Origin of the sequence: Cohnella xylanilytica, from assembly GCF_014212175.1 — a bacterium.
Lineage (GTDB): Bacteria > Bacillota > Bacilli > Paenibacillales > Paenibacillaceae > Cohnella > Cohnella xylanilytica.
In genome coordinates, this window is the sequence record NZ_JACJVR010000029.1 from 12,012 (window position 1) to 32,574 (window position 20,563).

Annotated in this window: 18 protein-coding genes; 8 read left to right on the forward strand and 10 right to left on the reverse strand. The window is 52.3% G+C overall.

Annotation, left to right across the window (positions count from 1 at the left end):
• Positions 1-16: 16 nt before the first annotated feature.
• Both H7B90_RS08345 and H7B90_RS08350 read right to left on the reverse strand, forming a co-directional pair.
• The gene (locus H7B90_RS08345; RefSeq protein WP_185135402.1) at positions 17-1,522 is read right to left on the reverse strand and encodes a monooxygenase; all 1,506 of its coding nucleotides are present in this window, start codon (positions 1,520-1,522) and stop codon (positions 17-19) included.
• Between the two features lie 24 nt (positions 1,523-1,546).
• Positions 1,547-1,948 (reverse strand): RidA family protein, encoded by a 402-nt coding sequence (locus H7B90_RS08350; protein ID WP_185135403.1) that lies wholly within the window; start codon positions 1,946-1,948, stop codon positions 1,547-1,549.
• A 226-nt stretch (positions 1,949-2,174) separates the two neighbouring features.
• Here H7B90_RS08350 and H7B90_RS08355 point away from each other — a divergent pair, with 226 nt between their 5' ends.
• Positions 2,175-2,651 carry a MarR family transcriptional regulator gene (locus tag H7B90_RS08355; protein WP_185135404.1) on the forward strand — a complete coding sequence of 159 codons (477 nt, stop codon included), beginning with the start codon at positions 2,175-2,177 and terminating at the stop codon, positions 2,649-2,651.
• Positions 2,652-2,953: 302 nt separating this feature from the next.
• Here H7B90_RS08355 and H7B90_RS08360 read toward each other — a convergent pair whose 3' ends face one another.
• The 3 genes from H7B90_RS08360 to H7B90_RS08370 form a co-directional block, all read right to left on the reverse strand.
• The gene (locus tag H7B90_RS08360; RefSeq protein ID WP_185135405.1) at positions 2,954-3,853 is read right to left on the reverse strand and encodes a DMT family transporter; all 900 of its coding nucleotides are present in this window, start codon (positions 3,851-3,853) and stop codon (positions 2,954-2,956) included.
• A gap of 86 nt (positions 3,854-3,939) precedes the next feature.
• Positions 3,940-4,731, reverse strand: a complete 792-nt coding sequence (locus H7B90_RS08365; RefSeq protein WP_185135406.1) for an AraC family transcriptional regulator — start codon at positions 4,729-4,731, stop codon at positions 3,940-3,942.
• Between the two features lie 61 nt (positions 4,732-4,792).
• A complete protein-coding gene (locus tag H7B90_RS08370) occupies positions 4,793-5,767 on the reverse strand; it encodes a helix-turn-helix transcriptional regulator (RefSeq protein ID WP_185135407.1) in 975 nt (324 codons plus the stop codon).
• A 128-nt stretch (positions 5,768-5,895) separates the two neighbouring features.
• On the opposite strand from H7B90_RS08370, the gene H7B90_RS08375 reads away from it, so the two are divergent.
• Complete coding sequence (locus tag H7B90_RS08375) at positions 5,896-6,789, forward strand: alpha/beta hydrolase (protein ID WP_185135408.1); 894 nt, start codon at positions 5,896-5,898, stop codon at positions 6,787-6,789.
• Between the two features lie 98 nt (positions 6,790-6,887).
• On the opposite strand, the gene H7B90_RS08380 is transcribed toward H7B90_RS08375, so the two are convergent.
• The gene (locus tag H7B90_RS08380) at positions 6,888-7,355 is read right to left on the reverse strand and encodes a MarR family winged helix-turn-helix transcriptional regulator (RefSeq protein ID WP_185135409.1); all 468 of its coding nucleotides are present in this window, start codon (positions 7,353-7,355) and stop codon (positions 6,888-6,890) included.
• Between the two features lie 155 nt (positions 7,356-7,510).
• Between H7B90_RS08380 and H7B90_RS08385 the strand changes: the two genes are divergently transcribed.
• On the forward strand, positions 7,511-8,881 hold the full coding sequence (locus H7B90_RS08385; RefSeq protein WP_260410865.1) for an MATE family efflux transporter: 1,371 nt from the start codon (positions 7,511-7,513) through the stop codon (positions 8,879-8,881).
• A gap of 46 nt (positions 8,882-8,927) precedes the next feature.
• On the opposite strand, the gene H7B90_RS08390 is transcribed toward H7B90_RS08385, so the two are convergent.
• A complete protein-coding gene (locus H7B90_RS08390; RefSeq protein WP_185135410.1) occupies positions 8,928-9,530 on the reverse strand; it encodes a TetR/AcrR family transcriptional regulator in 603 nt (200 codons plus the stop codon).
• Positions 9,531-9,670: 140 nt separating this feature from the next.
• Between H7B90_RS08390 and H7B90_RS08395 the strand changes: the two genes are divergently transcribed.
• Positions 9,671-11,014: an MFS transporter gene (locus H7B90_RS08395; RefSeq protein WP_185135411.1), complete on the forward strand. Its 1,344-nt coding sequence runs from the start codon at positions 9,671-9,673 to the stop codon at positions 11,012-11,014.
• A gap of 207 nt (positions 11,015-11,221) precedes the next feature.
• Here H7B90_RS08395 and H7B90_RS08400 read toward each other — a convergent pair whose 3' ends face one another.
• Together H7B90_RS08400 and H7B90_RS08405 are read right to left on the reverse strand one after the other, a co-directional pair.
• Positions 11,222-12,022 carry an SDR family NAD(P)-dependent oxidoreductase gene (locus H7B90_RS08400; RefSeq protein ID WP_185135412.1) on the reverse strand — a complete coding sequence of 267 codons (801 nt, stop codon included), beginning with the start codon at positions 12,020-12,022 and terminating at the stop codon, positions 11,222-11,224.
• Positions 12,023-12,228: 206 nt separating this feature from the next.
• On the reverse strand, positions 12,229-14,796 hold the full coding sequence (locus H7B90_RS08405) for a helix-turn-helix domain-containing protein (protein ID WP_185135413.1): 2,568 nt from the start codon (positions 14,794-14,796) through the stop codon (positions 12,229-12,231).
• A gap of 225 nt (positions 14,797-15,021) precedes the next feature.
• Between H7B90_RS08405 and nadB the strand changes: the two genes are divergently transcribed.
• Positions 15,022-16,674 (forward strand): L-aspartate oxidase, encoded by a 1,653-nt coding sequence (gene nadB / locus H7B90_RS08410; protein WP_185135446.1) that lies wholly within the window; start codon positions 15,022-15,024, stop codon positions 16,672-16,674.
• A 129-nt stretch (positions 16,675-16,803) separates the two neighbouring features.
• On the forward strand, positions 16,804-17,121 hold the full coding sequence (locus H7B90_RS08415; protein WP_260410866.1) for an NIPSNAP family protein: 318 nt from the start codon (positions 16,804-16,806) through the stop codon (positions 17,119-17,121).
• Between the two features lie 491 nt (positions 17,122-17,612).
• Here H7B90_RS08415 and H7B90_RS08420 read toward each other — a convergent pair whose 3' ends face one another.
• Entirely contained in the window at positions 17,613-18,197 is a 585-nt protein-coding gene (locus tag H7B90_RS08420; RefSeq protein ID WP_185135414.1) for a TetR/AcrR family transcriptional regulator, read from the reverse strand.
• A 204-nt stretch (positions 18,198-18,401) separates the two neighbouring features.
• Here H7B90_RS08420 and H7B90_RS08425 point away from each other — a divergent pair, with 204 nt between their 5' ends.
• Together H7B90_RS08425 and H7B90_RS08430 are read left to right on the forward strand one after the other, a co-directional pair.
• Positions 18,402-19,403, forward strand: coding sequence for a DUF3500 domain-containing protein (locus H7B90_RS08425; protein WP_185135415.1), 1,002 nt, complete (start codon positions 18,402-18,404; stop codon positions 19,401-19,403).
• 188 nt (positions 19,404-19,591) lie between these two features.
• Positions 19,592-20,497, forward strand: a complete 906-nt coding sequence (locus tag H7B90_RS08430; RefSeq protein ID WP_185135416.1) for an SDR family oxidoreductase — start codon at positions 19,592-19,594, stop codon at positions 20,495-20,497.
• Positions 20,498-20,563: the final 66 nt, after the last annotated feature.

Genomic DNA, 20,563 nt, shown 5'->3' on the forward strand with positions numbered 1-20,563 from the left:
TTTCGCGTGCTCAACGTTATTTCTCCTGATCCGTAATGTTTCCGCACCAGCGAGCGATTCCTTCATATATGGTTTGCATGGGATTCGGATCGGATCGAGAAATCGCCCAGGCAATATGTCCATCCGGCCGAATGAGTACCGAGTGGACGTCGTTCCAGTCCGCCTCTGCCTCAACCAAAGATGCGTGCACTACTTGAAGGTGGCTATACGTTGCCCATTGACCGCTATTCTGTTCCTTAACATGGAAGTTCAACAGAAGGAAATGACCTTTGTTCAGGAACGAATAGGAGTTCATCAATTGCCCGTCTTTCAGCTTTAAGGGCAGATCCTTGAGACGTTTCCCGTTCAAAGGATGGGGAGGCGCCTCGGGGTCCGGAGCATAATGTACATCCATTGCGGAAACTTGTGCGGCGACTTGATAATTAGCCTCCGGTATTTGAATCAGATTAGCCAGCAGGCTTCGCAATTCCATGATGGGAGGAGTCGCGTCCAGTAGCAGGGTTTGGACCTCGGTATTCCGGAGCAAGGCCGTATTCCATGGGAAACGTTCGGTATGATAGCTGTCCAATAGCCAGTCCGGAGCCCAGCCTTTGATTGCCCCTGCCAGCTTCCAGCCTAAGTTCATCGCTTCTTGCAAGCCGACGTTCATTCCCTGTCCGCCGGCCGGAAAATGAATGTGGGCCGAATCTCCCGCCAAAAACAATCGGCCATTCCGATAGCGTCCCGCTTGCCGCGTCGCATTTCCGAAACGGGACAGCCATTTCACTTCCTTCAACCCCAGGTCGCTTCCGGTCGTACGGACGATCGATGAACGGAATTCTTCCAAGGTAACGGGCTCGTCCTTAGAGATGTTACGTCTCTCCATATCGATAATTAAGACCCGATAGATCTGCTCATTGATCGGCATGATGCTGACCAGACCTTTTGCTGTAATTCGGGATAGGACGCTCATAGGAGCCAAATCCGATAGAACGGCATCCCCCAGAATAGCCGTGAAGGTCGCGTCCGTACCTTCGAATGATATATTGGCATGTTTGCGAACCAAACTTCTGGCTCCGTCGGTTCCTACTACATAAGCGGATCTTAACGTCGTTGCTCCATTGGGTCCGGCGATCTTAACGTCGACCCCATCCTCATCCTGATGCACGGATAGAGCCTCAACCTCTCTCCGGACCTCTGCGCCAAGGCTAAGAGCCCATTCCTCCAGCACCTTCTCCGTCTCGCTCTGCGGTAAAAAGAGAGTGTGATTGGAGGAAGAATCCAACGCCGAGAAATCCAAAGGAGTCTCTAATCCGGCAAAATGCCCTCTTGAGAGTAAGCGGCCTTTGCGGATTAATTTTGACTTCACTCCGCGCATATCTAATATTTCAAGGGTTCGCGGATGTACGGTAAGCGCGCGCGAATATGGAGTCGTCTCTGTTAATCGCTCAATGACGCAGACCTTCACGCCGGCTAATGCCAATTCTCCGGCCAGCATCATGCCGACGGGTCCGCCGCCGATAAGAATGACTTCATAATTCATATCCATAACCTCTTTTCATAAAAATTATGGGATGGTAACGATAGCGTCTACCTCGATAAGCCATTCAGGATCGGCTAGCGCTTGAACGCCTATATACGTACTGGCAGTCTTCGGCCAGTTAGGGCCAAACACATGAATTCCGGCGTCAAAAATAATCGGAATCAAGTCCGGGGTGTGGTTTACCACAAAAATATTCATTTTTGCAATGTACAATGGATCCGCTCGCACGGCTTCCAATGCATGCTTAAGATTGGTAAACACTTGAATCGCTTGCGCGTAATAGTCCCCCGAACCGACCAATGCTCCTGCGTCATCTACAGACACCTGACCTGAGATGAAGGCCAGTTTAGAGGCGGAAGTTACCACGACATGAGAAATGACCGATGTAACCTTATCCGTCAATGTCTTTGGATTCACGAATTCCATAGGGCAGAAACCTCCTTCTTCAATTATTGTTTCGCATGAACTTTTATTAATGCTTAATGACAAAGAAAAAACAGAAATCAATCTATATTATCGTTTCATATGAAACAATTTGATTGTACGGCGCAGCTCCATATTCTGTCAACCCCGATATGAGAATGCCCGTTTTGTTTCTCAGGAAACAACCTATGATATAATGAAAAAAATGAGTCGAGGGGCCAGCCTAATCATGGATACTGCCAATAAAAACAAAGACGCAATTCATGAATTTTTCGTTCAGTTCCTTCAGCAAAAAGAGCAATATGAAACCCGGATAACGGCAACCTACCTTGAGGATATCCGGAAGCATATCGAACCGGAATACCGATTGAACATGACGGAGCTGCACACCATTGCGTGTATCGGAGAGCGGGAGCCGATCAATGTCACTTCCATCGCGGAAAGGATGAATTTAAGCAAAGGGAATACCTCCAAGATCGCAAATAAATTGCTAAAGGCAGGTTGGGTGCGAAAGGCCCAACTCAACGATAACAAAAAGGAAGTGTATTTTCGGCTAACGCCTGTCGGCAAAAAGCTGTTTGCTGCTCATGATGATCTCCATAGGAAGGAAAAGCAAAGGATGTACGAATTTTTGGATAGATTCAACGAACGCGAGCTTGAATTTATCAAACGGCTGTTTGGAGATATGGTTGACTTCTATCGCTAACGGAGAATGCGAAAGGAGCTGTCGCGGCAGCTCCTTTTTTGGTTGCTAAACCTATTTTGCTATCGTCTTCGCTATTTCAATCATTTTCTTAACCCTTGGTTAGATTGATATGTCAACAACTTGTTTCGCGAATGCAGCATAGGATTCTTCGATCAGGTCCGGACTTCGATCAATAGCCCACCTGAGGTTATCGAAAGCCCTTAACAGCAGACTGGTTCCAGAAGAAAATCGCTTGCTATTCGTTCTGCTTGCATAACTACGGATTCTTCCATCGTTTATTTTCATCCCCCTCAAACGTCGCGCTAAAACGGTGACTTGCTCTTGCTTGCGTTAGCATGGACCGAATGCCTCCATTCCCCCAAATAGGTAGATCCCAGGATCATCAAACCGCCGATCAGCTGCGTCATGGCTAAGGTCTCTCCCAGCAAGAGGACGCTGAACACGATACCGAACACCGGCTCCAAGTAGCCGTAAGAGGCAATCTCGATGGATGACGCCCGGTGGTAGGTTGAGAAATACAGGTTATAGGCCAGGCCGGTATGGACCACTCCAAGAATGCAGATCAACAAGATTTCCGTTCCATCCGCGGCCAGAACCTGCCTCCATTCCCCTTCAGCCAGCACAAACGGTAATAGCACCATACCAGCCGCACCCATTTGGAGGAATGTAGCGAGAGCATGATCCGCTTGATTGGCTGCTTTGCGATTGATGATCACGATGGCCGCGTACAACATGCCGGACACCCCGCTGAGAATCATGCCCCGCATCCCCTGAGACGAGAACCCGGCAGGGCCGAATCCCCCCGTCCCTACAACCAGGCATAATCCGATAAACGAGATTCCAACGATGCCCGCCCGCAGTCGGGTCAGTCGTTCCTTGAGGACGAGGGGGGCCGCCAGCATGACATACACCGGGCACATGTTGTAGATAATGACCGCTGTAGAGATATTCGTATTTTGAAACCCGTAGAAGAGGGCGGCCCAAGCTAATCCGATCAGTGCGCCGGATACCAGATAGGGCTTGGTTTGGCGGAACGAGATCCGTTGGCCTGTCGGCCTCCTTCTTATAAAAACCAACAATACCGGCAGGGCGATCACTGCCCTTAAGAAAGCGAGCACAAAAGGGGATAGCTCAATATACCGCGTAAAAACCCCAATGCTTCCCCATACGACCATGACAAGCGTCAGTCTCAACCGATCCATGCAAGAACCCCTTATTGGCAGAATACTCTCATCGTATCCGAACCCTAAGAGGCCGTATTGTATGAAATTGACGAAGCATACCCTTTCTATCGGCTTTGCAGATAACCCTTGGGCGTGACGCCATTCATCTTCTTGAATTCCCTTATGAAATGGGCCTGGTCATAAAATCCGACCCGCTCCATGATCTCGAATGGTTCAACTCCTTCAGCAAGCAGCTTTTTGGAGGCAGCGACTTTTAACTGCAGTTGGAACGCCCTTGGCGTGGTATGAAATCTCCGTTTGAACTGGCGGATGATGGTAAACCGGTTGAGACCGAAGGTATCCTCCAGCATCTCCAGCGTCCAATTCTCTTGATACCGATGAACCAGCCAATCCCGTATTTCCATGATCCGCTCCGCTTGACGGCCTTCATCGCTTGGATAGGTGTCCCCCGTTAAGGGCTCCCCAAACTCCACCAGCAGTTCAATCAATCGACTTTCCAAAATATCTTGATCCTCTTCCGTCTCCAGCAGCCGAATGAAGTCTGTTACTTGCCGAAGGGGATCGCCGCATAGCTTCATGACTTGATCGAATCTCACGCTGCTCTCGTAATAGCGGGGTTCAATATAGAGCATCACAAACTGCCACTGCCGAATGTCTGTCGGGGAGCAGCAATGACTCGTAAGCGGCGGAATGACAATCCCGTCGCCTGTCCTAAAAGGAATGGTCTCTCTCTCCAAATCCACCTGCGTGGAGCCTTCCTCAATATAGCCGATGGACAATTCATTGTGCACGTGCGGCTTGTAGCTTTGATAGGTTTGCCGGCACCGTTTGATTTCCACGCCATCCAAGATACTTTTATGGTAAGTCAGCGTGGAAGAGCTGACGCTCGGATTCATGAACTCTATCCCCCTTCAAAAGCACGTCGTTCAGGAACGCAAAGGCATCCAAATCAGGAAATTAGGAGTTTGGGGCATCATACTCTTCAAGAGCACGGACCAACTTCCTTCTGACAGCTTCCCTTAGTTCTTCCGGTTGGAGCACGACCGCTTCAGCGCCGAACGAATAGAAATATTCTGCAAAGAATCGTATTTCCGAAGGGAAGACAGCCATCTCTAGTATACCTGTGCCGTTATTGGAGAGATGTACTTCTCCCCAAGGGAAAATCCAGCTTTTCTCATGAAGGAACTCCATCCCTCTTGCCGTTAGCTTCACTTTGACATCCACGCTTTCTAGTTTGCTGTAGAAATGAAGGCCCCAGTTCGTTAAATCCACCTCTGAAACATCCACTGCAGGCGATACCGCTTCGGCATCCGCCAAAACGGCCGACTCTATCCGATCCACCCGGAATAATCGAAAGGCTCCTCGCAGATAGCAGTAAGCGGGGCAAAACCAATATCCCTCATGGGCATATATCCCAATGGGCTGAATCGTCCTTTCCTCGGTCTCATCCTTCCGAGTTCCATAATGGATGGTTACAGGCAGCTTCCTAATGGATGCTTGGAGCAATATCTCAAGGTAGCCGGCTCGTTCTGACCGAGTATGCGTAAAGAAGTCCATTCGGTGTCGCATCTCGTCTATCTGACTTTTCACATCGTCCGGCAGATGCCTGTAGAATTTTCGAAGGGCGGATTTTGCAGCTGCCTCGAAGGGCAGCGAACTGAAGTGTCGAAGAGCATGGGAGGCGAAGAAGATGGAGAAGGCTTCATTTTCCGTAAATGAAATCGGTGGAAGGCTTCGTTCCGCAAGAACCTGGTATCCGCCTCCAGCACCGACTTGAGCGTATAAAGGCACTCCCATTCCGCTCAGCTCCTGCAAATCGCGCAGCATCGTCCGGGTAGACACGCCAAATTCTTCAGCAAGCTCTTTGACGGTGAACCTCCGCTTCCGATTGACTGTCATCATCAATTCAATCAGCCGCTTCGATTTTCCCATTATATTCACCGCCCCAAAAAATATAGTGACATGTTCTGTCACATTTATATTATACACTACAAATAAGCCGGAGCGCTTGGAGTGATTACGGCAGCAATCGAATTTATAAAGGAGAAGGAAAACATCCTATGTCTAGAGAGCAACGTAAAATGCTGGATGAAATGCTGCGGCGTCCCGCGCCCAGCAAGCCGCAAACCGTCGAGGAGATGCGCACGAACTTCGCTGCCATGATGGCAGCGATGAAAGTACCTGCGGGCGTGCGAATCACGCCGACGACCCTCGGCAATCGACCCGGTGTGAGCGTTGACCCCGCGCAGGATACCCGCCCAGGAATCATTCTTTATTTCCATGGCGGCTCGTATATTATGGGTTCCCCCTACACGGCCATGTCCCTTACCGCGAGCCTGGTCGACAGAACCCATATCCTGTCCGTCTCGCTCGATTATCGCCTGGCCCCGGAACACCCGTTCCCTGCGGCTCTTGAGGATGCTCTCGCAGCCTATCGAGAGCTTCTGGACAATGGCGCCCAGGCGGCGTCTATTGCGTTCGCCGGCGACTCGGCCGGCGGCGGTATTGCCGTCTCGACTTGCCTGATGGCGCGGGACGCAGGTCTGCCGATGCCAGCAGCGGTAGTGGCGTTCTCGCCGGGGCTCGATAAGACGCACTCCGGAGCTAGCATGGATAGCAAAATGGGGATCGATCCGTTCTTCACCCGGGAGGGCTTCGCATGGACGGACGAGATGTACCTCGCTGGGCAGGATCCGAATCATGAACTCGTGAGCCCCGCCAGGTTCGCCGATCTTACCGGATTCCCGCCAGTCCTGCTGCAGGTCGGAACCAACGAGCTGCTCCTTGACGACTCCACGCAGTTAGCCGACCGTGCACGGGCAGCGGGCGTGGATGTCATCCTTGACGTTACCGCCGACGTCCCGCATGTTTTCCAGGCGTTCACAGGTATTCTCGATGAAGCCGATCAAGCCCTGGACCGTGCTGCGCTCTTCATCACGCAGCATCTCAGATGAACTTGAGATAGAACAATCCTAACGAATACTAGAGTTGAAAAATGCATAATAGGAGAGTCTTCCATTCAGAAGACTCTCCTTTTTACCAAATGAAGCAGTTATCGATTAGCCTCATTTTCTTTTCCATTAATGAATTTAGAGAGTAATTCAACTAATTCGATTCGTTGTTTGGCAGCAAACTCTCTAAGCAATTTCTCCGATATTTGCTCTTGAACAACTTTTAGATGATGCATATGGCGGAGCGCTTCCTCGGTAAGCATCAACAACGTGGCACGACGGTCATTCGGATCGGCCGTTCGTTTGATAAAGCCGTCACGTTCGAGGGAGTCCACTTGTTCCGTAATCGTTCTTGCTTTTAATCCTAATTTAATGGCTAATTCGTTCATTCGAATCTTCTCTGCTTCCCATACCGTGAGAAGAAGAAAACCTCGCGGTCCTGAAAGCTGAACCGGCAGGTTTGACGAGGCAAGCTCTACTTCGAATTCCTGACGTACTTGGCGGGCTGCGTGCAATAGCAGCTGCACTACATCAGCAGCTGGAGTATGGCTAGTTGCTTTACTCGACATAAATAAAGTCGCTCCCTTGACAAAGAAAGAAGGATGTAATACATTAATAATCGCAATTACTGAGGTACCTCATTATTACAGACCACAGTAAAAGCAGTCACCCTTATATTACAACTTTCTTTTCCATTTGCAAATTCCGTTAGGGGGAAAAATACATGGAAACAGGAAACATGGAAAACTCCAACAATCTCCACTACTTTGAAAAAGCACCCATTGCCAAAGCCGTAGCGCACTTCGCCATACCGATGATGCTTGGTACGTCGATGAGCGTCATCTATTCGCTCTTGAACGCCTACTTCCTGGGTACGCTCAACAGTACGCCTATGTTAACTGCACTTGCACTAACTTTGCCATTGTTTTCAATCATTATGGCGCTAGGAAACTTAATTGGCGTCGGAAGCAGCGCATTCATCTCCCGCTTATTAGGCGAAAAAAGATATGACGATGTTAGGCACGCGTCCGCCTTCGCCTTTTACAGCAGTTTAGCGCTCGGCGTTATCGTGATTGCCGTCGGACTCCCACTGGTTGATTTCATTGTTAAAGAACTGGGAGCAACTCTTGATTCCTTTGGTTATACGAAGGATTATGTCACATTTATGATTATGGGTTCACCGATCATCATCTTATTCAACACGCTGGAGAATATTGTGCGTGCAGAGGGTTCGGCGACGAAATCGATGATCGGTATGATTCTTAGTGTAGTCGTGAATATTATTCTCGATGCACTGGTTATCTTCGTCTTCAACTGGGATGTGAAAGGTGTGGCGGCGGCTACTGTCATCTCCACCTTGGTTGCGAGCCTATTCTTCACATTCCACATAGGGAAAAGGAGCCCATTCTTAACCTCTTCGATAAAGTGGTTTAAAGCTTCTAAAGAAATTTTCGGCAATGTATTTAAAGTCGGTGTTCCCGTCTTTATCATGAGTGTCTTTTTGGGTGCAATGTCGCTCCTATTTAACCGTTATCTGGTCGAATTTGGGGAACAGGCCATAGCGGCATTCGGAATTTCATCCCGCTTATTGCAAATGCCTGAAGTTATTCTAATGGGCTTATGCGAGGGAGTTGTGCCATTAATTGCTTTCACTTTTACAGCAAATAAAGGACGTATGAAGCATACCATTCAATTCACGATCAAAGTCATTTTGACGTTAGCAGTCGTGTTCGGTGTTGTCGTCTACTTGATTTCGGATCACTTGATTGGCTTTTTCACCAATGACCCGTTATTAATCGAGATGGGCAGCTACATTCTGCATGTAACGTTCCTATCCTTGTTCATTACGGGAATGACTACGTTGTTTACAGGAATCTTCCAAGCGACAGCGCAAGGAACCGCCGCGTTTATTATGTCGATTATTCAGGGTATTACTCTCATTCCTGTGCTTTATATCGCCAATCAAATAAACGGATTCCATGGGGTTGTCTGGTCCCTCGTCATTGCGGATGCCGTCTCGTTCGTTGTGGGTGCTATCATGCTTTATGCATTGCGAAATAAATTGCAGACGGATTTGGCGAGTTTGCCGCAATAGAAAACACATCGCTGAAGATCCAGATTATAAACTGCATCAATCCCCTTTAAATGAATGTAGAGCAAAGGTGTTCCAAAATTTCATCGGGTGAATAGCCGCGAACATCTCTTTGATAAAAATATGAATCAATACTTATGGCGATCAGCAGCATATCTGCTTTAAATATACTATTTGGGCTTGGATGATCCGCTGCCGTCATCTCATCGAATAACTCGACTGCGATTTGATGCATTTTGTTATAGAGCGGATTCTGTGATTGATACGGAAGTCGCTGAGCTGACGCGGACCCCTTGCCTCCTGTTAGTAGTTGTGCCTTCTTCTCAATGAAAGGCATGAAAATTTTGAGAATTCCCTTTAACCGGTGGTCCGCCGGCTCTTGCTGATTCTGCAATAGATATTGCTCTATATCTTCGAAGAACCGAACGACACTGTCTTTTATTAAATCCAAACACAATTCACCTTTATTGGCATAACGACGATATAGGGTGCCCGGACCTATCTGGGCTTCCGCCGCTATCTGATTCATACTTACCTGATCCACGCCGTACTGCTCAAAAAGTTTATGGGCTGCGACCAATATTCGTTGACGATTCTCAGCGGCATCACGTCGTTCAACTCGCGACTGAATTGCCTTGATTTCCTCCGGCATATTAACACCCCTCATGCTAAACCTGGTTCATATTGACATACGGAGACCTCTCCGCTTAATATAAAGAGGAGAGCTCTCCGTTTAATGTTAATCTAAATTTGGTGCAAATTCAACAGAACTATGGCCGAAGGAGATTGAGGATGGATTCTATCGCAAAACCTATAAACGAAAAAGCATTACTAGCCCTATTACTAATTGCCTCATCATTGGCCACGATGAATGTCTATATGTTCAACATTGCTGTTCCATTTATTATTAAAGACTTGCATCTATCCACTTCCGAAAGCAGTCTGATAACGACGCTGTATGCAGTTGTATTAGCAGCAGGTTCGGGTACGTATGGAAAGCTTACCGATCGTTTCTCTGCACGGTCATTAATACTAGTAGGGATTGCCCTATTCACTCTTGGTTCGCTAATGGGGTTTTTTTCGAGCTCTTTTCCGGCCGTCGTAACCGCAAGAATTATTCAAGCAGCTGGTGCCGCGGCTATTCCCTCTCTAGCGTATGTAGTTCCGCCTAAATATTTCAAACCCGAGAACAGAGGCAAAGCATTAAGCCTTGTGTCTACTACTTTCGCGCTGATGGGCGGAGTAGCCCCAGTCCTCAGTGGATTTATTATTCAACTGTTTGGTTGGCACGGTCTTTTTGTTGTTTCTCTCTTGATCGTATTTATCATCCCATTTGTTGTGAAACACTTCCCTACTCATGTTGCACAAGGGGAGAAATTCGATGTCTTAGGAGCTATTTTATTCTCCTTGTCAGTAGGCATTCTGGTACTAGGTATCAGCCTAAATCCTTATCTTTTAATCATTGCTGTCCTGATGCTTATTGCGTTTTCATTCCACATACGCGGGAAGAACGCACCTTTTATCACCATCTCTTTACTCGCTAACAAAGGCTACAGAAATTCCTTGCTCTCTGTATTTGCAGGCACATCTGCATATCCGGCCGCTTTATTTTTATTGCCCTTGGTTCTAAAACAGGGCGGTAACTTGCAAGCAAGCTTGATCGGCATCGTCATGTTCCCAGGCGCACTGATTGGTTCGTTGTTCGGCCCTTATATGGGAGCCCTTTCTCGCAAGTACAATGGCAGGATCATTATCCTAGCCGGTCATGGTTTTATGATTCTGGGAGCACTGCTTATGGCGGTTTTGCAAGACATGCCCATCGGCATTGGGATAGTCATGTTCATCTTTGCCCTCGGCTATACCGCATTAGTATCATCCGCTGCCAATGTTGTGCCATCGACCTTGAAAAAAACGGAGATTGGTATCGGGATGGGACTCTTCACTCTTTTAAGTATTTTAGGAGGTGCATTTGGTCCTTCTATTTTAAGTCGATTTTTATCCTTCAATACTAACTTTACAATCTCCTTTATCATTGTCATCGTTATGTCAGTTATCGGTATTTTTCTAATACTCGCAACACGAGCAGATAAATCCCAAGATGATTTGAACAGGCATCCGGCCAATGGCTTAAAGTGAATTTAAGGGTATCCCAAAAAGCATTTTTTAAGCTTAGCCCCTTCCGCTGAACCAATGGCGTAGGGGCTATTCCTTTATCCTGATAGGTCTTACCTTACTTATAATCCACCGACTCTTTGAGCATTCTGTCACCCTGCACTATGACAATGTCATACTCTGGCTGATTACAAGCTACAGATCCTCAAAAGAACCCGATCCCGCTTCCCGCTATCCGTGTCTTTTTGGCTTTGACATGCGTTCCATGATCAAGGCTACCCTGCGCCTGCTCAAAAATCGGATCATTTGAGCCATAAGGTAATTGTTACGGCCATCGATGATATAGCTGCGTCCCTGGTCAATCCCTCGAAATCCGGCTCGTACAACCTTCTCCGGGGTCGAGAGCTTTTGGCCCGCCCCCATTTCCTCGCTGCCGACCGCATCGAAAAACCCCGTCTCGGTTGCACCCGGGCACAGTGCGAGCACGCGAACGCCTCGCCCGCGCGTTTCCGCCCATAGCGCCTCAGAGAAGGACAATACAAATGCTTTGGTAGCCCCGTAAACGGTAGAATAAGCACAAGGCATAAACGCGGCCATCGAAGCCACGTTAACGATGACTCCGTCCTCTCGCCTCAGCATATCGGGCAGCAACCGATGCGTAAGATCGACTAACGCAGCCGTGTTCAGCATAATCTCTTCTTGCTCGCGCTCCGGGTCTATTTCCTCGAAACGGCCATATGTGCCAACGCCTGCGTTGTTGATAAGAATATCGACCGACAAGCCCCGTTCGGATATTTGCTCGGCCAGTTGACGCGGGGCATTCGCTTTGGACAAATCGCAGGCGAGCGCATAAGCCTGTACGCCGTACTGGCGGTTGATTTCCTTTGCCATTGTATCCAGTTTGTCCTTGGAGCGCGCTGCCAGAACGACATGACAGCCTCGTGCCGCCAGTTCTTTGGCATACGCTTTCCCGATTCCGGATGAAGCACCGGTGACTACAGCCAGCTTGTTTCTATATGCATACTTGTTCAAGATCCAAAGCCTCCTATCGATAGCACTGCTCTGATGTAAATTATCTTAATCGTACTATCGGTAGGAGGGGTTAGCCACAGCATGTCTATACTATTAACGGGAGTAACTGCTTTGGGTCCATTTAATTAAAATCGGACAGCAACTCGCTGCCGCCGAAGAAGAAAATACCAGGCGTTGCCCGACAAACGGCGCAACAAGGAATGCCCCTACACCTCTAACGCAAAAGAAACGGCCTGCTCTCTCGTCATTCCTCTTCCAATCGCAATGGCCTCGTTAAACGGCGCATCGCCGCATTCTAGCCTGCAGGTTCGTTTCGCCTGCTCGTAAATCCATTGAAACTGGGGCTGAGCCGCGGAGCCGAGATTGGCTCGTAATTTCTCGGAGACTCCAATCAGCGTAGCGGCCGCCCGGTATTCTCCCAGCCCGCACAACGCGCTTGCAAGCCCCTCGACTCCTCGCGCGAGGAACCACGTTCCCGGATACGTTTGGCAGATGGCGATGCCTCTCTTGAAAAATGCCAACGCTTCTCCGGGTTTCTGCCGGTTTAACGCAATATATCCCAAGGCCCGAAGAGGTCCCGACAACTCCAAGTCGTCTTTTGCTTTCTCGAATAGCGCGGCACTTTCGACGAGCAAGGGTTCCGCCCGTTCCCACTGCTGCTGCGCCACCAGGATGTAACTCAGAGAACCTAAGGATGACGCAAGGCTCCAATCGTCGCCTGAACTCCTGGCATGCAGCACGCTCTCTTCTGCTAGCCGAATCGCTTCGTCCGTCAAGCCCGAATGCGATGCCAGCTGAGCAAGCATGCGAAGCTGAGATGCCAAGAGCGCCGGATGACCGAGCTTGCGAGCTTCATCCGCGCTTTGTCTAGCCAGGTCTTCGGCTTCCTGGACTTCTCCCATGACCCGCAGCAGCACGCTAAGACCATGCTTCGCTTTTACCGCGTGTTCTTGAACGGAAGTTTGACTGTGCGTCGCCAGAGCCGCACGCAGCTGCGCGGATCCTTCCTGCAAGGTCCCTTCATGCAGCCAGTAATAATAGAGGCAGGACGCCATTCGTAGTGCAGCTTCCGCCCGCGGATGATCGCAGGCTAATTTCAGCGCGGAGCGAATGTTGGCGTATTCCCGCCGAATCGCCACGAATGCGGCATCCCGGTCTCGACTGCGGAACCCCGGTTCCGCTCTTTCTACGAATCGACAGTAGTACTCGACGAAGCGGCGGATCATCCGTTCGCGTTCCTCGCCGGTGCAGTGCCTCTCCCATTGTTCGCTTCCAAATTGTTTAATCGTCTCGAGCATCGCATATCTACGCCTAGGTCCGCTACTCGCCAAATCAACAGATAGGAACGATTTATCGAATAGGCTAGCAACCAAGCTTAAAGCCTCCTGACGATCGAACCGTCCGAGCGAGGGGTTCGATTCCTCATCCGCGCAGATCTGTTCGACCGCTTCCAGCTCGAATCCTCCGGTAAAAGCACTCAGCTTCCGCAGCAGCTGCCGCTCTTGCTCCGTGAGCAGGGCGAAGCTCCATTCCAGGGTGGCTCGAAGCGATTGATGACGGGGTGCGGCCGTCCGCTTCCCGGCTGTAAGGACGGCGAACAGATCGGACAGCCGTTCGTCGAGTTGCTCGATGCTGAGCACGTTCGTCCGGGCGGCTGCCAGCTCGATGGACAGCGGGATGCCCTCCAGACGTTTGCAGATTCGCCCGACGATCTTCACGTCCGCTTCCGATACGCGGAAGGAGGGAGATGCGGCGGCCGCGCGCTCGATAAACAGCTGAACGGACTCGCGGGACAGAATGGCGTCATCTGACGCATGATCCCGCAGCTCATTCTCCGTGGGGAACGTGAGCGGCGGAATCCTCCATACGCGCTCCATGCCGATGTTCAACGGCTCCTGGCTGGTGGCCAAAATAACGACCCTAGGGGAGGCCGACAACAACCGCTCGATGAGAGAAGAGCAGAACTCGATCAAGTGCTCGCAGTTGTCGAACACGAGAAGCATGCATTTGTTCCGGATATGGTTGAGCAAGGACTCGATAAGCGGCCTTTCCTTCTGTTCCTTGACGCCCAATACCGACGTGATGATTCTCAGCGCCGAGAGCGTATCCATCGCCGAAGCGAGCTCGAACAGCCACACGCCGTCGGGATAAGAAAGGCAGGCGTCCGATGCGACCTTATACGCCAGGCGCGTCTTGCCGCTTCCCCCGGGACCTGCGAGCGTGACGAGGGGGGATTCGGCAAGATGTTGCCGAATCTCCGAGACCTGTTCGAGGCGGCCGATAAATGAGGACATTCTGCTTGGTAGATTCGTTGCTCCATATGGTGCGGCAGCACTTCGCGGCGATTCATCGGTCCTGTGCGCCGGCGAACCTGCCGATCGGATTCCGGAGTGAACGTCCGCCTCTCTACCGGCAGAAGCAGCTGCGAGAATCGCCTCGAACCATTGTTCGTCAAAAAGGGGATACCTCCGGTTGTTTCCTGACCTGTCGTCATGGAATCGACGGACCGTCTCCCAAAGCAATTGAGCCTCCTCGCGCTCGGATCCGCGAAGAAACTTTTGTTCAACGACAAAAAGTTGAATCAGCAATTGCAGATTATGAGCGCTCGGCAGCCGTTCGCCATTTTCCCACTGCTGAATCGTCCTTATCTCCACCCCGATCCGCTTGGACAGATCGATCTGCCGCAGCTTCGCCCTTCCGGCCGGGCCCGGTCTCTGCCGCAGTTTGCGAATCATCTCTTCCGGCCATATCCGTTCCGTTTGATTACCTGCCATTTATTCTCCTCCCGGTAACACGAACCTACACGAACTTACACGAACTCTTCGTACGAACTCGCCTGTATTCATAGCATAGACATCATCGTGCTAAGATTCAATCATACCGAACACGCCGAGGAAGCGTGAGGAAAAGACTAAAGGAAACCGAGAAGGAGGAATGCGGCATGCCATTCGTACGCATCGCATGGATGAAGGGCAAATCGGAGGAGTATCAAAAGAATGATGTTCCCACGCTATTTGGTTGATTTCGATGTGCAGAAGCTCCCTCGCGTCCGGACGGATGTGATCGTCATTGGGGCGGGGATTGCCGGCTTGTTTACGGCGATTAAAGCGAGCGAGACGAAGTCGGTGGTAATGATTACGAAAAAATCGCTGCTCGACAGCAATACCCGATACTCTCAAGGCGGCATCGCGGCGGTCATCTCCGATGAAGACTCGCCGGAGTTTCATAGGCAGGACACTTTGGTTGCCGGGGCGGGTTTGTGCGACGAAGCAGCGGTTAGCGTGCTTGTGCACGAAGGGCCGGACGGCGTCCGCGACCTGATTCGGATGGGGACCGTATTTGACGAGGAGAACGGCGAATTGGCCTTGGCGAAAGAAGGGGCACACAGCCATCGACGTATCCTGCATGCCCATGGGGATGCGACGGGGGCGGAAATCGTGCGCTCGCTGTCGGAACGAACGAAGCAGGACCCGAACATCGAGCTGTGGGATGACCATTATGCGATCGATCTGTTGACCGACAACGGCGAATGCCGCGGCGCGCTTGTGCAGAAGCCGGATGGGACACGAGTCGTGGTGGAGGCGGACGCCACGATTCTCTGCTCCGGAGGGGCTGGACAACTGTTCCGCTATACGACGAATCCGGACATTGCTACGGGCGACGGCATTGCGATCGCGCTCCGGGCCGGTGCGGAAATTCGCGACGTCGAATTTGTCCAGTTCCACCCGACCGCCTTGTGCTATCCGGGCGCGCCGCGGTTTCTGATATCCGAGGCGGTGCGCGGCGAGGGTGCGATCCTGCGCAACACGAAGGGCGAGCGCTTCATGGCCCGATATCACGAGCAGCTTGAACTGGCTCCGCGCGATGTTGTAGCGAGAGCTATTCTCGACGAGATGGAAGCAACGAAGTCGACGTTTGTCTACATGGACATTACGCATGAATCGGAAGAATTCGTCAAGCGCCGCTTTCCAACCATCTACGACTTCTGTCTGACATATGGGCTCGATCTGTCCACGGACTGGATCCCGGTTGCACCGGCGGCGCACTACATGATGGGCGGCGTCAAGACGGATCTGCATGGGGAGACAGCGGTGAAACGGTTGTTCGCCTGCGGCGAAGTGTCGTCGACTGGCGTGCACGGGGGGAATCGGCTGGGCAGCAATTCGCTGTCGGAGGCGATTGTGTTCGGCCGCCGCATTATCGAGCGGATCGCCGCGCTGCCGCCGCTGGACCAGAGGATGCAGCAGCTCTGCGCGACGACGCACCGGCAAGAGCCTCCGCGGCAGTCGATTGCGGAAAAGCGGCTGAAGCTGCAAAAAATCATGCTGCGCGAAGCCGGTATAAGGCGCGATGCGAAGGGGCTTCAACGCGGATTGGACGAGCTGAAGCGGCAAGTCGCGTTCTTTGACGGGGCATTAACGAAGCAGGAAGAATATGAATTTGCCAATTTGCTTACTTGCGCGTTGCTAACTACGAGAGCCGCTCTGCGACGCGAAGAGAGCCGCGGCTCACATTATCGGATCGATTACCCGAAGCGTGACGACGACCGCTGGATATGCCACATCGTCTTTCGGTTAACGCACGAGGGACAGTTGGAGGAGAGCATTCAAGCGGCTGGAGCCGAACCGCGAACGGATACGCCGCAGGTTTGAGCCGCGGCGGGGCGGAGTCGATGGAGCAGCTGATTGAGGTCGTTGCAGTCACTGACTGGGCGTAACGGCCTGAACTTACCGGTTTCAACGATCAAACCATACGATTATTACGGAAGCGAGGGAATGTACATGTTATACGAGCTGCGCATTTATACGATTCTTGAAGGGAGAATGGATGCGATTCAGCAGCGATTCGAGCGCCACACGCTCGGTATTTTCGAACGGCTGGGTATAAAAGTGGCCGATTTGTGGATCGATCAGACGGGGCATCCCAAGCTGTACTACGTGATTGAATACAAGAATATGGAAGATCGGCAGTTGAAGTGGGGCACGTTTGTGCAAGATCCGGAATGGGTCGAGGTGAAGCGCAAGTCCGAGGAAAGCGGCCCGATCATAGAGAAGATAGAGGAAATATTTATGAGACGGGCCGAATTTTTTAGGCGTTAACGTCGCTTGTCCTAGCAGTGGATATATTTGAACGAAGCCCAGCGGCAAAGGCTAGCCGCCGGGCTTCGTTTCATTTAAGCTCCCTTTCGACAGCAATTGTCAGATTAATCACCGTCTTGCGCGGCTTGCTCCGCTTCATGAAGTTCCGCTCGCTCCGACCGGGCGATGAAGACCAGGGTTCTCAGCACTCCGCATACCTGTTCACAAATCGCCGCCGCGCATATGTTTACGATTGACTCGAGATGCTTGGAGTGGTTTAAGTTGCGCAATCACTTGTGATACGGTTCAGCATATCATCACTTAGGCGAAATTCTGCGCCGCGGCGCTTTACATTTCGCCTTTTGTAATATTTGCACGGCGTATCATACGCAAGGTGAGATCACTTGGGTTAGGTTCACTGTATCATCAAAAAAAACGAAAGACGCCCTATCAGACGTCTTTTGCAATTCAACTTTTGTAATGAAATTTTGGCGGGCTCCGAGAAAAGCCCCTCACCGCGACTGTCGCGACTGGAGATCGCGTATGAAGTCCTCGGCCAGTTGCCGCGGGACAAGCTGAACGGGATCGCGTCCGCTCAGAATCCAGAAGAAGCTCGGGCCGATCAGCAAGGCGGTGGCCTGATCGAGAGGGACTGGCAGCGTGTCCTTCCCGAGCGCACGCTCGATCACGACCCGTGCGCTGTCACCGAGCGGATCCTTCGCGGAGAGCAGCTCCGCCACGGCGGAATCGTGCTGCGCTTCGCCGAGGAGCGCCCGATAGGCAGCGCCTGCCGGTGAGTGCGCTAGAAAGCGCACAAGAGCTTCCAGGTAGGCCGCGAGGTCGTCCAAGGGATCCCCTGTCAGGCTAGTCGCTAGTTCCTCCTCCGCATCGGCCGCGCTGGCCTCGAACAGAATCTCCGCTTTATGGGACCACCAACGATACACGGTCTGCCGGGATACTCCAGCCTTCTCGGAGATGCCCTTCATCGTCATTGCCGCATAACCGACCTCGACCAAGAGATCGTCAGCCGCATTCAGAATAGCCGCCCTCGCTTGCTCGCTTCGGGGCCGACCGCCATGATAGTGTGCTTTGTCCATATTCATGCCTCTACTATACATGGAGATCGTGCTCCTTGTCTATTTTAGCCAGATATGTGGACACTGTGTCTCGTATGTGTTACACTTTCGGCACACGGTGACTCGAAATCCAGGCAAGGCCGCATCGGTCGTCTTCGTGCCCGTTTGGTCGCCTGCTATTTCAATCGATGCCCTATGAGGGCCAGGAAGGAGATTACAATCAACATGAGCCTATTTACGACTTATGTGTCTAGCGCGTCCAATTGCCCTTCAACCCCGTGCGGCAAGATCGTCGAACTCGCGAAAGCGTTCGCGGCTACGCTCTCTAAGGACCAACTCCGTGATTTGAACCAGAAATACTCGCGGAGGAACGCCGTGAACTGGTCGAATTTCCCCCAGGCATCGCTAGGTCGTCGCGGGCGTCGCGGCCTGCGGCTCGGCACGCTCACGACAGTGCAATGGGCGGCGCTTAACGCTCTTCTCGCGGCAGCCACCGGTTCCTCCAAGAACAACGGCTATGATGAGATCCAGCAGATCCTTAACGCCGACGACTATCTCCGCGATCACGGCGGGGGACAAGACTACGGGCGGGAGAACTTTTACGTCGCCTTCCTTGGTACGCCATCGGATTCGGGGACGTGGGAGCTGCAATTCGGCGGACATCATCTTGCCGTCGCCAATACCTACGCGGGAGGTGTTCTCGCCGGCGCGACGCCCTCGTTCCGCGGCATAGAGCCCTTCACGGCCTTCGAGTACAACGGCGTTAGCAATCAGCCTCAGCAGTTGGCCCACAGAGCCTTCGCGGCGCTGCTCGGTTCCTTCGGCGACGACCAGTTAGCCGCAGCCAGGCTTCGCGGCAAGTACCGCGATATCTTGCTGGGGCCGGGCAAAGACGGATCATTCCCGCTCACTCCCGTCGGCGTTCGGGGCTCCGCGTTGCGCGAGGACCAGCGGACCCTGCTGCTTGCGGCGATCGGGACGTACGTCGGTAGCATCGACGACAATAACGCCGCTCGAATTCTCGCCGGCTATGAGAGAGAGCTCGATTCCACGTACGTCGGATATTCAGGCTCCACCTCCTTGAGCCGTCCGAGGGACTACATCCGCATCGACGGCCCGTCCGTGTGGATCGAGTTCTCGATGCGCAGCGGCATCATCTTCTCCGATCCTCATCCGCACGCCGTGTGGCGCGACAAGATTACGGACTATGGCGGAATCGCCCCTTAATCCAAACCTGGCACCGTTTTTCCTGCTTCAAAAATAATTACTAGACACAATGTATCGATTCTAGTATATTGATTTACACGGTGTCTCGTTATTGTGAAGAGGCAGACGTCGTCTTTCATCCTGACGATACGAGGAACCGCAAAAATAATAGGTGCAGCCTGCAGAAGGGCTGCAAGGAGGATATTCAGATGAAAGTATTTGTCACTGGAGCAACAGGGTGGATCGGATCGGCCACCGTCGATGAGCTGCTGAGAGCGGGTCACAAGGTCGTCGGACTGGCTCGGTCGGACGGTTCTGCAGCGTCTCTCGAGGCGAAGGGCGCGACGGCTCTGCGCGGGGATCTCGACGACCTCGACTCTCTTCGCCGCGGAGCGGCCGAGGCCGAGGCTGTCGTCCACCTGGCGAACAAGCACGACTGGGCGAATCCGTCGGAGTCGGATCGCGCCGAAAGGGCCGCAGTCGAGACTCTCGCCGAAGCCCTCGTCGGTACCGACCGGCCGTTCGTGGTCGCCAATGGCATGTCCGGTCTGGTTCAGGGGCGATCGGTATTGGAGACGGACCCGTCGCCAGCTGTGGGTCCGAACTCTGCCCGGGGCGGCGCAGAGAATCTCGCTCTCGACTATGTCGGTCGCGGAGTGCGAACCATCATCGCCCGGTTCGCGCCGACGGTTCACGGGGCCGGAGACTGGGGCTTCATCAACTTCCTGGTGAACGCCGCGCGTAAGCAGGGTGTGTCCGGGTACATCGGGGACGGCTCCAACGCTTGGTCCGCGGTACACCGTTCCGATGCCGCCAAGCTCATCCGACTCGGACTCGAGAAGGCGCCCGCCGGATCGCGCCTGCATGCGGTCGCGGAGGAGGCTGTCTCCACCCGGACGATTGCCGAAGCCATCGGTCGCATCCTCGGCATCCCAGTAATATCGGTCGCACACGAGAATGCCACTGCTCACTTTGGATTTGTCGGCAGCTTCTTCAAGCTTTCCATGACCGGCTCCAGTGAGAGCACCCGCCAACTACTCGCTTGGGAGCCTTCCGGGCCGACACTGGTGAATGACATCATGGCTGGCGCGTACACAGAGGCAGGACACAAATGAGTACCCCACAGACAAGGTCCCCTGGTGCCGCGATACCTTCTCGGCATCAGGGGCGGGTTCTGGCAT